At 59.7% G+C, this 14,538-nt stretch carries 9 protein-coding genes; 6 read left to right on the forward strand and 3 right to left on the reverse strand.

Translation table 11 applies throughout. The annotated features are described in order from the left end of the window. Positions 1-367: 367 nt before the first annotated feature. Complete coding sequence (locus QML71_RS02355) at positions 368-1,153, forward strand: acyloxyacyl hydrolase (RefSeq protein WP_282010295.1); 786 nt, start codon at positions 368-370, stop codon at positions 1,151-1,153. A gap of 116 nt (positions 1,154-1,269) precedes the next feature. Then, entirely contained in the window at positions 1,270-4,017 is a 2,748-nt protein-coding gene (locus QML71_RS02360; RefSeq protein ID WP_282010296.1) for an MMPL family transporter, read from the forward strand. A gap of 28 nt (positions 4,018-4,045) precedes the next feature. Here the strand turns inward: QML71_RS02360 and QML71_RS02365 are convergent, their stop codons facing one another. After that, positions 4,046-6,106, reverse strand: coding sequence for a bifunctional aldolase/short-chain dehydrogenase (locus QML71_RS02365; protein WP_282012570.1), 2,061 nt, complete (start codon positions 6,104-6,106; stop codon positions 4,046-4,048). 253 nt (positions 6,107-6,359) lie between these two features. On the opposite strand from QML71_RS02365, the gene purS reads away from it, so the two are divergent. The 4 genes from purS to purF are packed head-to-tail and all read left to right on the forward strand — an operon-like array spanning position 6,360 to position 10,970. Next, entirely contained in the window at positions 6,360-6,608 is a 249-nt protein-coding gene (gene purS / locus QML71_RS02370; RefSeq protein ID WP_282010297.1) for a phosphoribosylformylglycinamidine synthase subunit PurS, read from the forward strand. An 18-nt stretch (positions 6,609-6,626) separates the two neighbouring features. Then, complete coding sequence (gene purQ / locus QML71_RS02375) at positions 6,627-7,325, forward strand: phosphoribosylformylglycinamidine synthase subunit PurQ (protein WP_282010298.1); 699 nt, start codon at positions 6,627-6,629, stop codon at positions 7,323-7,325. After that, positions 7,322-9,556: a phosphoribosylformylglycinamidine synthase subunit PurL gene (gene purL / locus QML71_RS02380; protein WP_282010299.1), complete on the forward strand. Its 2,235-nt coding sequence runs from the start codon at positions 7,322-7,324 to the stop codon at positions 9,554-9,556. Before purQ ends, purL begins: the two co-directional genes overlap by 4 nt. Beyond that, positions 9,534-10,970, forward strand: a complete 1,437-nt coding sequence (gene purF, locus QML71_RS02385; protein WP_282010300.1) for an amidophosphoribosyltransferase — start codon at positions 9,534-9,536, stop codon at positions 10,968-10,970. The genes purL and purF overlap by 23 nt, the downstream gene beginning before the upstream one ends. A gap of 22 nt (positions 10,971-10,992) precedes the next feature. On the opposite strand, the gene QML71_RS02390 is transcribed toward purF, so the two are convergent. Together QML71_RS02390 and QML71_RS02395 are read right to left on the reverse strand one after the other, a co-directional pair. Then, positions 10,993-13,839: a UPF0182 family membrane protein gene (locus QML71_RS02390; RefSeq protein ID WP_282010301.1), complete on the reverse strand. Its 2,847-nt coding sequence runs from the start codon at positions 13,837-13,839 to the stop codon at positions 10,993-10,995. 20 nt (positions 13,840-13,859) lie between these two features. Then, entirely contained in the window at positions 13,860-14,408 is a 549-nt protein-coding gene (locus QML71_RS02395) for a thioredoxin family protein (RefSeq protein ID WP_282010302.1), read from the reverse strand. Positions 14,409-14,538: the final 130 nt, after the last annotated feature.

Genomic DNA, 14,538 nt, shown 5'->3' on the forward strand with positions numbered 1-14,538 from the left:
GGCCAAACGGGAAACGTTTCAACATTTCCCGGTCCGGAGTCCACTCCAACCCGTTTTTTTTCTCATTTCCGGTTGCCGGAAACAGGTGAATGCGTCGAAATGGTGGCAAATTCGGCGCAAGCCACCCGATTCTAGCATCCTTGACCGGGAATGGAAACCGGTTAGCGGGGAGTCTTGTGGAAATTCATGAAAAGCCCGCGGTGGGATGCGGAACCGGTGGCCGGCGTGGCGGGGAAGGGTGGCGCCCAGCCACTTTGAATGTAAGGATTGGCTGGGAATGCGACTAAAAAGTGTTTAAATACGCCTTGTTGCAGCCTCTGTGTGGTAGAATCGCATCTTTTTCAACCCCCCTTTCCAGTGATTTGTGATGAATAAGGTTCTCAATTTCCTGTGGACATTTGTGCTTATGGGCTGGGTGTTGGCATCCGGTCCGGTGGTGGCGGCGGGGACCGCGCACTTCTCCACTGAGTTTTCTCAAACCCCGGTGATGGACGGGGAGTCCCGCCATGCCCAGACCCAAAAGCCGCTCAATTATTTCTCCAAGGTGGTTTTAGGCAAGTCGGAAGATCCCGAGATCCCCGGTTTCATGGACCAGTTCAAGCAGGGCCAAACCCTGTGGGGATTCCAGATCGGGTACGGCCTCACCTTTGACCTGCCGCCTCCGCCTCCCTCGCTGGGCGACCGCACCGATATTGAATTCATTTATTTTTTCCCGAACTATAAATTCAACCTGACCGGCGTCGTGGGCGAAGGCGCTTACCGGGGGGCGCTTTACTGGGTGGTGGAGGGCGGCGTGGTGGCCGGTGTCACCAACCCGGAAATCAACAACCGCAAAACCGGCGACGCGCCCAACGTTGTCATCGGCTTCGTGCCGCTTCAACTGGAATACAAATTCCTCAACCCGCACCGGCGTTGGGTGCCTTTTGTTTTTGGGGGAACGGGCGTTTCGGTCGGCGATTTTCAGCATGCGGCCCAAGAAATCAGCACGGCCTTCGAATTCATTTTGAACACCGGCGGCGGCATCGAATACTTTTTCGAAAACGGCCGGGCCGTCAGCTTCAATTACCATTTCTGGCACCTCTCCAACTCCGACATCAAGGAGCCGAACGTCGGCCTGAACGCCCACGTCTTCACCATCGGTTTCTCTTTTTAGTACGATTTGAGGCGCGCAGAACTTTTCCTGCGGCACGGGATGGCTTATAATTTCCTTTCTTTCCGTGTTACGGGCGGGTTCCCGTTGTGCCCGTTCCCCATCAACCCCCGGTGACTATGACCGACAGGCATCCCGGAAACACTCCAAGCGCCACCCGCTCCGGCCAGGGCGTTGTCGATCGGATGTTCGACCGCCTCGAAGTGCTGGCCCACCACCATCCGCTGGCGGTGCTGGCGGTGGCGCTGCTGCTGGCCGGCCTGAGCGTCTGGGTCACGGCGCAGCACCTGACCTTCAACACCAGCCGCCAGGACCTCATTTCCCCGTCACAGCAATTCCACCAGTTGTTTCAGGACTACCGCAAGTCTTTCGAGGATTTCGACGGCATGATCGTGGTCGTCGAAGGCGACCGGCCGCGGCCGATGCGCGGCTTCGCCGAAGCCCTGGTGACGCAGTTGCAAACCCGGCAGGAACTGTTTTCCGAAATCTATTACAAGGTGGATACGGACTATTTCCGCGACAAGGCGCTGCTCTATCTCGACCCCGGCGAGATCCGTGAACTCGGCGACAAGCTGGAGTCGCACCACGATTTTCTGGCGCGCGTCAACCGCTCACCCGGACTCAACACCCTGCTCGAAAGCATCAACCGGGAAATCAGCGCCGGCATGGTGGGGTCGCTGATGACCGATTTCCTCGGCACCGCCGGCGAAGCGGAGAAGGACGATACCGCCGACCTCAACATGCTCATCGCGCTGGTGAAACAGATGGCGGCGCACCTCAACGCTGCCGACGCGGAGTACCGTTCGCCGTGGAGTGCGTTTTTGCACGAGGAGGAAAACGCCTTGCAGGAGGACGGGTACCTCGTGTCCGGCGACGGTCGTCTTCTGTTCGTGCTGCTCAACCCGGTGGAGACCGCAGGCGACTTTGCCGGGTCAAAAAATTCAATCGAACTCATTCGCCGCATGATCGAGAAACTGAAACCGCAGTTTCCCCAGGTGCAGGTGGGGCTGACGGGCGGCGAAGTGATCGCCTCCGATGAAATGCACACCACCATGACCGACGCGCAGAAGGCGTCGGAACTGGCGCTGATCGGCGTCTCCATTCTGTTTGTCCTGTGTTACCGCGAAGTGCGCAAACCCCTCCTCGCCGTGTTCAGCCTGGTGTTGGGCCTGGCCTGGTCCATGGGCTACACGACGCTGTCGGTGGGGCATCTCAATATCATGTCGGTGGTGTTCACCACCATCCTCATCGGCCTCGGCATCGATTTCGGCATCCACATTCTCGGACGCTACCGCGAGGAACGGCGCAACGGCCTGGATGCCTTCAACGCCATGCGCGAGACCTTGCAGAAAACCGGACGCGGTAACCTCGCCGGGGCCATCACCACCGCCATCGCTTTCGGCGCCATGGCGTTCACCGATTTCATCGGCATTGCCGAGCTGGGGGTCATCGCCGCCGGCGGCATCCTGCTGTGCTTCGTCGCCATGGTGCTGGTGTTGCCCGCCTGCATCACCCTGGAGGAACGCTGGCTGAAACCGAAGTACGTGAAGCGCTCGTACGTGGACCTGCGCGAAAATTTACTGGAACGGTTCTACGCGCATCATTATGTCATCATCTTCGCATCGCTGGCGGTGCTGTTGGCGTCGGGCTGGGTGTCGCAGTCGCTGCGCTTCGATTACAACCTGCTGAACATGCAGGCGCCGGGCATCGAAGCGGTGCGGTACGAAATGAAAATTCTGGAGCACGCCCAGCGCGCATCGTGGAACGCGGCGTTCATCTCCAACAGCCGCGACGCGGCGCGGAGCAAATACGAACAGTTGAAAACGATGACCAGCGTCGGCAAGGTGGAAAGCCTGTTCGAGGCGGTGCCGCAAGACCAGCCGGAAAAAATCAAATTGATCGCGGACTACGCGCCGGAAATTGATGATTACCGGGTTGCCTCCACCGACGAGACGTTTTCATTGGAAGCGGTGGCGGCGACGATGAAAAAAATCCGTTTCAAACTGCGCCGGAAAGAAAAGAACGGCCCGACGGATACCGTGGCCGAAGCGTCCCAATGGGTGGCGCGCTTTCAGCAGGACCTCGAGAAGACCGACGCCTCCACCGCGATCGAACGCCTCTCCGCGTTTTCGCAGACGCTGTTTGTGGATTACCGCGACCGCATCGCCGATCTCAAAGCCTCGGCGCACCCCTCGCCGGTCGAGCTCGACGACCTGCCACGCGATCTGAAGAAACGGTTTGTCAGTGACGACGGGCGCTACCTGACGCTGGTGTATCCGTCGATCAACATCTGGGAACGCGAAGAGATGGAAACCTTTCTGGGCGAGATGCGGCGTATCGATCCCCACGTCACCGGCAACGCCGTGCACATGTACGAGTCGAGCCGGTTGATGATCGACGGCTACATCCGCGGCGGCATCTTCGCCCTGCTCGCCATCTTCACCTACCTGCTGGTGTCGCTGCGCAACCTGAACACGACGATGCTGGTGCTGGTGCCGACGCTGGCGGGCGCGGTGCTGACACTGGGCTTGATGGACCTGTTCGGCGTGAACTTCAACATGGCCAACCTCGTCATCCTGCCGCTCATCCTCGGCATCGGCGTGGTGGACGGCGTGCACATCGTGCACCGTTACCGGGAGACGCCGGAGCAGGGCGGCAACGTCATCTCCAAAAGCACCGGCATGTCCGTGGTGCTGACGTCGCTCACCACCATCATCGGGTTCGGCAGCCTCATGGTGGCGGAGCACCAGGGCGTGTACAGCGTCGGCCAGGTGCTGAGCCTCGGCGTCGGCAGTTGCCTGATCACCTCGGTCACGCTGCTGCCCGCACTCATGAAGCTGTACCACGCGCACGGCTGGCGCATTTAATTTAAGAATAAAAGAAGGTAAGGAAACGTCAGCGCGGGGAGGCGGCGATGTTGCCGCCATCGACGGTGACGATGCTGCCGGTGGTTTTTTCGGCGAGGGCGAGATCGAGGAAGGCCTCGGCCACGTCGCGTCCGGTCACTTCGCGCTTCAAGAGGTTGTCCTGGAAGTATTCGTCGGCGCTCAGGCCACGTGCGGCGGCGCGTTCCTTCACGAACTCCGGCGGGAAGATGCCGGTGCGGATGCGGTCGGCGTTGACCGCGTTGGAACGGATGCCGTCGGCGCCGTAATCGAGCGCGTACTGCTTGGTGAGCGCCACCACTCCCGCCTTGGGCAGGGCGTAGGGTCCGAAATTTTTGCCCGGATTGAACGCCGCTTTCGACGCGTTGAACAAGAGCACGCCACCGCTGCGTTGCGTTTTGAACAGGCGCACCGCCTGCGACGCCAAAGACTGGTGGGCGAAGAAATTGAGTTCGAAACTCTGCCTCAAAGTTGCGCTGTCCACCTCGCCGATCGGACCCTGCACGGCGTTGCCGGCATTGGAGATCAGCATGTCGAGGCCGCCGAAATGCTGCACCACCTGCTCGAACGATTCGCGCACGGCTTTTTCATCGGTCACGTCCACCACCCGCGCCAACAGATTCGCCTTCGTCGCTTTTTTGATCGCGTCGGCGGCTTCGGCCAGTTGAGTGGCGTTGATGTCGGTCATGAACACGTTCGCGCCCTGCTCGGCGAACACCTCTGCCGTGGCGCGGCCGATGCCGGAGGCGGCGCCGGTGACGTACACCACCTTGCCGTTCAGCACGGGCGGCTTGGCCTTGCCCAGTTTCGCCTGCTCCAGCGACCAGTATTCCATGTCGAACAGGTCGAAGTCGGGCAGCGGCTGGTAGGCGCCGACGTTGAACGCCTTGTGGATGATGTCGATGGTGTGTTCGTAAATGTCGGCGGCGATGCGCGTCTCTTTTGCGTTCTTGCCGAGGGTCACCAGCCCCAGTCCCGCCACCAGCAGGACGCGCGGCAGGCGATCGAGTTCTTTTCTCTCGATGCCCTTGGCCTCGCAGTTCATCGTGAAGTAGGCGTGGTAGGCGTCCTTATACCGATTCACCGCGTCCTGCAGTTCCGTCCACAAGGCATCCGTGTCGTCGAGATTCTTCAGGTTCAGCAATAAGGGTTTCTGCTTGGTGCGGATGACGTGGTCCGGCGTGGCGGTGCCGATCTGCGACCATTCGGCGGCCTCTTCGCTCGTTGCAAACTGGTAGGCGGCATCGCTTTGCCGGTGATGCAGCAGCCACGCCGCTCCCGTTTCCTGCTGGTAGAGGCCGCGCAGGGCCGGGGCGATGCGGCGGAAGATTTCATCCGGGCTTTTGGAACCGATCGACAGCGTCTGCGGCGTGAGCGGCTTGGTTTTCTGTTTGGCGATGTACTCTTCCGCCTTCGTCACCGCGTCGATGTGGTAATCGTAGCTTTCCTTCGCCGTCTTGGCGAAGGTGAACAGGCCGTGGTTGATGAGCACCAGTCCCTTCACCTTCGGGTCGTTCTCGTAGGCTTCCGCCGCCGCCTTGGCCAGATCGAACCCCGGCATGATGTAATCGACCACGCCCAGTTCGTCGCCGTAAAGTTCCTTGCAGATTTCGACCGAGTCCGGCTGGTTGGCGATCACCAGGATGGCGTCGGCGTGGGAATGGTCGATGAACTTGTGCGGCAAAAACGCGTGCAACAGGGTCTCGACCGAGGGATTCGGCGCCGAGGCGTCGAGCAGGTTCGTCCTCTGGTCGTTGACCATGGCCTCGTCGGACAGGCCGTCGAGCTTGCGCAGTTTCTGGATGGCGTCGAGTTTGACCCCCGGCAGGCCCGGCGGTTCCAGGGTGTCCAGGTCCCAGCCGCTGCCCTTGACGAACAGCACGTCGATATCCTCGCCGAAGCGGTCTTTGACACGCGATTTGACCGAGGTGTTGCCGCCGCCGTGCAGCACCAGCTCCGTGTCCGCGCCGATCAGCCGCGACGTGTACACGCGCAACGCGATGTCCTCGTTGACGTCCGCCCAGCGGTCGATGGCCGCCTGCGCCTCTTTATCGTTCCAGCGATTCTTCATGGCAAGCAAAATAGCAAATCCGGCTGGGCAAATAAAGTTGCAAAATGAAGGACCGGCAAAATTATGAAATACCAGCGCTTACCTTTTGCCACTTCAAGACGCATAAAAGGCGGATGAATTCCGCCGGGTTCTGTGCTAATCTTGCCGCGAATCCAAGGCCGTTGGGGCGTTCTGCAAGATGCCCGTTTGCAGCGTTTTTCGATTCTTCCTGTCATCATCACGCAGCGGGGCATGACCCCGAACAACCCAATCCATGCTCGCAAAAATTCACGTCACCCTGAAACAAGGCGTCCTCGATCCGCAGGGCAAGGCGGTGCACCATGCCTTGAACGACCTCGGTTACGCGGAGGTGCGCGATGTCCACCTCGGCCGCTACATGGAAATCGAACTGGATGCCGTCGAACAGGCCGAAGCCGAAGCCCGCGTGCGCGACATGTGCGAGAAATTGCTGGCCAACACCGTCATTGAATCCTACCGGTTCACCCTGGAACCTGCCAATTAACCGTCTGGTGATTTCACAATGAAGTGCGGCGTCGTCACATTTCCCGGGTCCAATTGCGACCGCGACTGTTTCCATATCCTGAAAAACGTCTATGGCGCGGACACGCACTGGATCTGGCACAAGGACACGTCGCTGGACGGCTTCGACCTGGTCGTGCTGCCCGGCGGGTTTTCCTATGGCGATTACCTGCGCGCCGGCTCGATTGCGCGGTTTTCGCCGATCATGAAAGCCGTGGTCGATCATGCCAACCGGGGCGGCCTGTTGTGGGGCATCTGCAACGGCTTCCAGATTCTGGTCGAGGCGGGGCTCTTGCCGGGCGCCCTGCTCGACAATCACACGCAGAAATACATGTGCCGCTACGTGCACCTGAAAGTCGAAAATGCAGGCACCGCCTTCACCCGCGCCTGCGAACCCGGCGAGGTGTTGAATATCCCCATCGCCCACGCCCAGGGCAGTTATTACGCCGATGCCGGCACCCTGCAGCAACTGGAAGACACGGGCCGCATCGTGTTCCGCTACTGCGATGTGCAGGGTAACGTTTCCGAGGAGGCCAACCCGAACGGCTCGCTCGCCAACGTGGCGGGCCTCATCAATGAGGCGGGCAACGTGCTGGGCATGATGCCGCACCCGGAACGCTGCGCCGATCCCGTCTGGCCCCAGACCGACGGGCAAAAACTGTTCGATTCGCTGTTCCACAAAACGAGGGTGCAGGCATGAGTGCGCCGCCGCCCATCACCGCCGAACAGGTGGCCCAGCACGGACTGACCAAAGCCGAGTACCAGCGCATCTGCGACCTGCTCGGACGCAAACCGAATCTCGCCGAGCTCGGCATCTTCTCCGCCATGTGGAGCGAGCATTGCAGTTACAAAAGCTCCAAGCCGCATCTGAAAACCCTGCCCACCGAGGGTCCGCGCGTGTTGCAGGGCCCGGGCGAGAACGCGGGCGTGGTCGATATCGGCGACGGGCTGGCGGCGGTGTTCAAGATCGAAAGCCACAATCACCCGTCGTTTATCGAACCGTATCAGGGCGCGGCGACGGGCGTCGGCGGCATCCTGCGCGACATCTTCACCATGGGCGCGCGCCCCATCGCGCTGCTCAACTCGCTGCGCTTCGGCAACCCCGACAGTCCGAAAATGCGTTACCTGTTCAACGGTGTGGTGAAGGGCATCGCCGGGTATGGCAACTGCATCGGTGTGCCGACCGTTGGCGGCGACATTTATTTCGATGACTGTTACGACGGCAACATCCTGGTCAACGTGTTCTGCCTGGGGCTGGCACGGGCCGATAAAATTTTTCTGGGCAACGCCTCCGGCGTCGGCAACGCCATTGTGTACGTCGGTTCGAAAACCGGACGCGACGGCATCCACGGCGCGGTCATGTCGTCGGCGGAGTTCGACGACTCGACTGAGGAAAAACGCCCGACGGTGCAGGTGGGTGATCCCTTCATGGAAAAACTGCTGCTCGAAGCCTGTCTGGAGATCATGCAGAAAGACTGGGTGGTGGGCGTGCAGGACATGGGCGCGGCGGGACTGACCTCATCGGCGTTCGAAATGGCGGAACGCGCCGACAGCGGTGTGTCTTTGGACCTCGATGCCGTGCCGGTGCGCGAAACTGGCATGAATGCCTACGAGATCATGCTCTCCGAATCGCAGGAGCGCATGGTGTTCGTCATCGAAAGCGGTCACGAGGAGGAAGCGCTGGCGATTTTCCGCAAGTGGGATCTCGACGCCGCCGTCATCGGCCGCGTCACCGACGACCGTCATATGCGCATCCGTTCGCACGGCGAGGAAGTGGTGGCTCTGCCCATCGAAGTGGTGGTGCACGGCGCGACGGAGACGCACCGCCCGACGCGCAAACCGAAATACCTCGAAACCGCCCAGCATCTGAACCTGCATGAAATCGAAGTCCTCGGACGCGGCGACGACGCGCTCAAAAAACTGTTGGCCAGCCCGACGATCGCCAGCAAGGAATGTGTGTTCGATCAATACGACCACATGGTGGGTCTCAACACGCTGGTTTTGCCGGGATCGGACGCCGCCGTGCTGCGCATCCCGGATTCGGAAAAGGCTCTCGCCATCTCTGTGGACTGCAACAGCCGGTATTGCTACCTCGACCCGTTTCAGGGAGCGCAGATTGCCGTGGCCGAGAGTTGCCGCAATCTCGTTTGCTCCGGCGCGGAGCCGGTCGGCGTGACCAACTGCCTCAACTTCGGCAACCCGGAGAACCCCGAAATCATGTGGCAGTTCGAGCAGGCCGTGCGCGGTCTGGGCGATTTCTGCCGGTTTTTCAACATTCCTGTGGTCAGTGGGAATGTCAGTCTCTATAATGAAACTAAAGGCGAAGCGATATTTCCCACACCCACCGTGGCGGTGGTGGGCTTGCTGGAGGATCGGTCCCGGCACATGACCCAGTGGTTCAAACAGCCGGGGCACCGCATCGGCGTGTTGGGCCTGACGTTGGAAGAACTGGGCGGCAGCGAATACCTGAAATTGATGTTCGATCGGTGCCAGGGCAAACCTCCTGTATTGAATCCCAAAGAAGAGATGGACGTCCAGCAGCTGTGCCTGGGCTGGATCCGCAACGGCCTCATCGCTTCCGCGCATGATTGTTCGGAAGGCGGGCTGGCGGTGGCGCTGGCGGAATCCTGCTTCTCGGGTCCGGAGCCCTTGGGCGCGGCGGTGGAGTTGGAAACCACGCTGCGTCCCGACGCCGTGGCCTTTGGGGAATCGCAATCGCGCATCGTCGTTTCATTTGAGGAATCCCGGCTGGAGGCATTGGAAGCCGGCGCGCGTCAGGCGGGGGTCGAGTTTCAGACCCTCGGCACCGTCGGCGGCTCGGGATTCCACGTGAACATCAACGGCGAACCGTACATTCAACAGGACCTGGATGTGCTGGCCGGCATCTGGAAACATTCTTTGAGCCATTATGCCAATCGAGTTTCCCGCTAACGACAAATTTCACGATGAGTGCGGCGTCGTCGCCGTGTACGGTCACGCCGAAGCGGCGAACCTCGCTTACCTGGGGTTGTACGCGCTGCAGCACCGGGGGCAGGAAAGCGCCGGCATCGCCACCAGCGACCGCGGCAAGATGTACGTCGAACTGGGCATGGGCCTGGTGGCGGACATCTTCACCTCGCAACGCATCAAAAAACTGCCCGGCAACATGTCCGTCGGCCACAACCGTTATTCCACCGCAGGCGAGAGCCAGATCGTCAACGCCCAGCCTTGTGTCATCAACTACGCCAAGGGATCGCTGGCGCTGGCGCACAACGGCAACCTCGTCAACGCCGACGAAATCCGCGAAGTGCTGGTGGAAGCCGGGGCCATTTTTCAATCGACCAACGACAGTGAAGTGATCGTCCACCTCATCGCGCACAGCCACGGCGACTCGTTCGTTGATCGCGTCATCGAAGCCCTGTCTGCGGTGCAGGGCGCGTATTCGCTGGCGTTGATGACGGAACATGAAATTGTGGTGGCGCGCGACCCGCACGGGTTCCGGCCGCTGTGCCTGGGGCAACTCGACGGTGCGTACGTGGTGGCGTCGGAATCCTGCGTGATGGACCTCATCGAGGCCGAATACCTGCGTGAGGTGGAGCCGGGGGAAGTCCTGCTCATCAATGAACAGGGATTGCAGTCGTTCTTCCCGTTCCGCAAGCAGGAGACGCGGCGCTGCATTTTCGAACACATTTATTTTGCGCGGCCGGACAGCCGGATTTTCGGCGAGTACACGTATTCGGTGCGCAAGCGCATGGGCAAGGCGCTGGCGCGGCAATCGCCGGTGGAGGCCGACATCGTGGTGCCGGTGCCTGACTCCGGCAACCTGTCGGCGCTCGGCTATTCGGAGGAATCCGGCATCGCCTTCGAGATGGCGCTCATCCGCAACCACTACGTCGGGCGCACGTTCATCGAACCGCAGTCGCCGATCCGGCACTTCGGCGTGAAGGTCAAGCTGAATGCGGTCAAGGAATTGATCGACGGCAAGCGTGTCATCATCATCGACGATTCCATCGTGCGCGGAACCACCAGCCGCAAGATCGTGAAGATGGTGCGCGAGGCGGGCGCGAAAGAAGTGCACGTGCGCATCAGTTCGCCGCCCACGTTGTTCCCCTGCTTTTATGGCATCGACACACCCAACCGTGAAGAATTGATCGCGTCGCGGCACAACCTGGAAGAAACGCGTAGGTTCATCACCGCCGACACACTGGAGTACCTGCACATGGAGGACATGCTGGAAGTCATGGGCGAGGACAAGGGCAAGTTCTGCTCGGCATGTTTCGACGGCAATTACCCGGTGGACATCGACGGGCGCGGTCACCAACCCATACAACTGCAACTGTTCGGCAGCGAAACGCCGGAGGCGTGAACCCGCAGCGGGCGTTTTAGTTTTATTCCGCGGCGGGCGGCGTCCCTTCCTTCTCTTTCTTCACGACAGGCTGTTCCACCACGTCCGCGTTTTCCAGAATCTCTCCCAGGTCTTTCAGGTCTTCCTTGTAGCCCGAAAACGCATTGTCAAGAAGGTCCTGCGAGCGCAGGGCGCGCTGATAGTGTTCCTTGATCTTCAGGTAGTCCGACTTCTTGAGCAGGATACTGCCCGTGGGGGCCGTCAGGGTTTGCTCGGTCCCGGTCCCGGTTTTGGCCTCGACCTTGGCGCGGGCCGTCACATCTTTTTTCTCACCGCTTTCGCCGATGATCGTATCCGGCAGATCCTGGGTGCTGAGGCCCGGAAAAATTTTCGCCAGGGCCTGCTGGAGAGTGGGTTCCATGGCGACCTGGTCGAGATAGCTCACGATCACGCGTTTCAGTTCTGGAATCTTGCCCCCTTCCGCCTTCAGGTACAGCGGGCGCACGTAGATCAACGATTCATCCAGGGGGATGACCAGCAGGTTGCCCTGGATGACGTTGGACCCACGCTGATCCCACAATGAAATCTGGCGGGAGATCACCGCGTCCTGGTTGATGCGCGCCACGACCTGCGACGGCCCGTACACCAGCTTCTGCTTCGGGAACGTGTACGCCGCCATCTTGCCGTAGTCCGCGCCGTCACTGCGCGCCACCATCCACGCCGACAGGTTTTCCTTGTTGCGCGGGGTGAAGGGCAGCATCAGGATGTACTCTTCCTTGTCCTTATTCGGCAGTTTCATGATGGTGTAGTAGGGCTGCATCAGCGTGCCGTCGATCACGGGAATCTGCCACTGGTCTTCCTTGTTGTAGAACACCTGCGGCGTTTCCATGTGATAGGTGCCGTACACGAACGCCTGGATGGCGAACAGGTCCGCCGGGTAGCGGATGTGCTTGCGCAGATCGTCCGGCATTTTCTCCAGAGGCTCGAACATGACCGGGAACAGCTTTGCGTAAGTGGCGATGATGGGGTCGTCCGGTTCCGTGATGTAAAAGGTCATGTCGCCGTCGTAGGCGTCGATGACGATCTTGACGGAATTGCGGATGTAATTGGCGACGCCGCGGATCACTTCCGGATCGCGGATCGACTGCGAGTAGGGAAACTTGTCGCTCGTGGTGTAGGCGTCGTAGAGCCACTTTAACCGGCCGTCTTCGGTGATCACCAGGTACGGGTCCCGGTCCAGCTTGAGAAACGGCGCGACCGTTTGCACGCGTTCGGTGATGTTGCGGTACATCAGCACATGGCTGTCGTTGACGATGTCATTCGAGAACAGGATCTTGGTGGTTTTGAAACGGGTCGCCAGCATCACTTTGCGCAGGAAGGAGTTGACCGCAATGCCGCCCTTGCCTTCATAGTTTTTGTAAACGTTCTTTTCGCCTTTGGGGTAGTCGAACTCCTCGGTGCCGGTGTTGACGAATACGTAGTCCTCCGTCATCTCTCCGTAATAGATTTCCGGCTGTGTGACCTGCAGGTTGATCGAAGACTGCGGCGGAATGTCCTTGATATGAAGAACGGGCAGTCCTTCGGGCGTCATCTGGTTAACGGGGCTCAACGAAAGGCCGTAGCCGTGGGTGAAGGTCAGGTGCTCGTTGATCCACGTGCGGTTGGGCAGGCTGGTGGAATCCAGCTCGCGCGGCGACAGCAGGGTCTGCTGGTATTTGCCGTCCACGATGTAACGGTCATTATCCACCGATTTAAACTGGTAGTAGGTGCGGATCTCCTGAATCTGGCCCAGTGTGTCCAGCAGGGGGGCCTGGTCCCACAACCGGATGTTCTCGATGGTCAGGTCGTTTTTGCGGACGGCTTCGGCGTCCAGCGTGTTGGCGCCGGTGAGCACGTTTTCTTCCACGTCTTTCAAATCGAAACCGCGGTTGGTGCCGGCGATGGTGTGCTCGATGTACGGCGTTTCTTTTTCCAGTTCGTTGGGGGCGACGACGAACCGCGTCAACAGGCCGGGATACACGTTGCCGACGGCATAGATCACGACCACCGCGCCGGCCCAGATGAAGATGCGGCGCAGGTTTTCCCGGTTGATGTTGAGGATGCTGAGCGCCGTGCCGAAGAAAGACAGAGCGATGAGCAGGTTGTACGCCGGGAGGCGGCCCCAGTCGTCGATATAACTGATGCCCGCCACCACCTGCGAATCGGACTGGATCAGCAACCCGTAGCGACGCAGGTACATGTCGAAGGCTAGGTTCAGGAACGCAAAGGCGGCCAGCCACGACAGCGTCCGGCGCGCTTCCGGCAGGGTGGCGAAGCCCTTCGGCGACAGGAAAATATATTGTTTGAAAAAGTAAATGAGCGAGACGCCGAAACCGATCAATGCCAGCCCCGCCCACAGCCAGCCTTTCACCATCTCCAGAAAGGGCAGCGTGAAAAGATAAAAGGAATAGTCTTTATGGAAAATGGGATCGGCTTCGCCGAATTTGACGTGATTGAGGAATTTCAGCGTCACGTCCCAGCGTTCCGCCGCAATGAGGCCGATGAACACGCTGAACACCAACGGCAGCAGCAGCACCAGCGGTTTCAGGTTGTCGGCCACCATTTCCAGAAACGGCATGTCGCGCCGGGTCTGGTCGGCCAGGATCACCGGCAGGTGCGAGGTCTTCTGGTACACGCGCCGCAGGATGCCGAAGGTCACGGCCAGAAACAGGCCGCCGAACAGAAACCCGAAGCCGAATTGCGATCCGAGGATGGTCCAGATGACGGACAGCAGTCCGTATTTGTCGAACCAGACGAGATCGATGTAAAACGTGATGAGCTTTTCGGTGGACAGCAACAGGAACAGGGCGATTGCACCCAGTACCAACAACCATTTGCGGGAAAATTTCATGAGGTTCTTTCGTTATCCAATCATTTCCATTTGATGGAACAGCCCATGGATGGGATCTGCTCTTGGGTCATGAGTTGCCCATCGAGGATGGCGTTCAGTGCGTCTTCCAGATCATGCTTCGTTACTTTTTCCGGATGCTCCCAGTTGTCGTCGATGCGGCCCCGGTACTGCAACGTGCGTTCCGATCCGAATACATAGATATCCGGCGTGCACACGGCATCGTAAGCCTTTGCGACTTGCTGGGTCTCGTCGAACAGGTACGGAAACGGAATGTTTTTTTCTTTGACGATGCGCTGCATGCTTTCCATCGAATCGTCGGGGTATTTGACCGCGTCGTTGGCATTGATGCCGACGAACTGCACGCTCTTGCCGGCAAAACGGTTTTGCAGATCGATCAGGCGCGGCAGCACGGCTTTCACGTACGGGCAGTGGTTGCACATGAAAACGATCGCCAGCACTTCCTTGTCTTGAAAGCTGTCGAGCGAGTACAGTTTGCCGTCGGTGCCGGGGAGTTCGAAAGCCGGAGCCTGCGTTCCCAACGGGACCATGGTGGAATGAGCCAAAGCCATAATTCGTTTCCTTACGACGGTTGAAATCCGGTGTGGCGCGCGCCAAATGCCCGTTAGGGCGCTGCAATCTGGAATGAATCCATGCTAGCACGCGGTTGGGTGCGACTCAACCGGAAACGGGGGAACGCTT

The sequence above is a fragment of the Nitrospina watsonii genome (genome assembly GCF_946900835.1).
Classification (GTDB): Bacteria; Nitrospinota; Nitrospinia; order Nitrospinales; family Nitrospinaceae; genus Nitrospina; species Nitrospina watsonii.

What these genes read in the sequence shown, in the direction of transcription:
- QML71_RS02395 (WP_282010302.1), bottom strand. Translation starts at nt 14,408, where the DNA reads ATGGCTTTGGCTCATTCCACCATGGTCCCGTTGGGAACGCAGGCTCCG.
- QML71_RS02390 (WP_282010301.1), bottom strand. Translation starts at nt 13,839, where the DNA reads ATGAAATTTTCCCGCAAATGGTTGTTGGTACTGGGTGCAATCGCCCTG.
- QML71_RS02360 (WP_282010296.1), top strand. Translation starts at nt 1,270, where the DNA reads ATGACCGACAGGCATCCCGGAAACACTCCAAGCGCCACCCGCTCCGGC.
- purQ (WP_282010298.1), top strand. Translation starts at nt 6,627, where the DNA reads ATGAAGTGCGGCGTCGTCACATTTCCCGGGTCCAATTGCGACCGCGAC.
- QML71_RS02365 (WP_282012570.1), bottom strand. Translation starts at nt 6,106, where the DNA reads ATGAAGAATCGCTGGAACGATAAAGAGGCGCAGGCGGCCATCGACCGC.
- purL (WP_282010299.1), top strand. Translation starts at nt 7,322, where the DNA reads ATGAGTGCGCCGCCGCCCATCACCGCCGAACAGGTGGCCCAGCACGGA.
- purS (WP_282010297.1), top strand. Translation starts at nt 6,360, where the DNA reads ATGCTCGCAAAAATTCACGTCACCCTGAAACAAGGCGTCCTCGATCCG.
- QML71_RS02355 (WP_282010295.1), top strand. Translation starts at nt 368, where the DNA reads ATGAATAAGGTTCTCAATTTCCTGTGGACATTTGTGCTTATGGGCTGG.
- purF (WP_282010300.1), top strand. Translation starts at nt 9,534, where the DNA reads ATGCCAATCGAGTTTCCCGCTAACGACAAATTTCACGATGAGTGCGGC.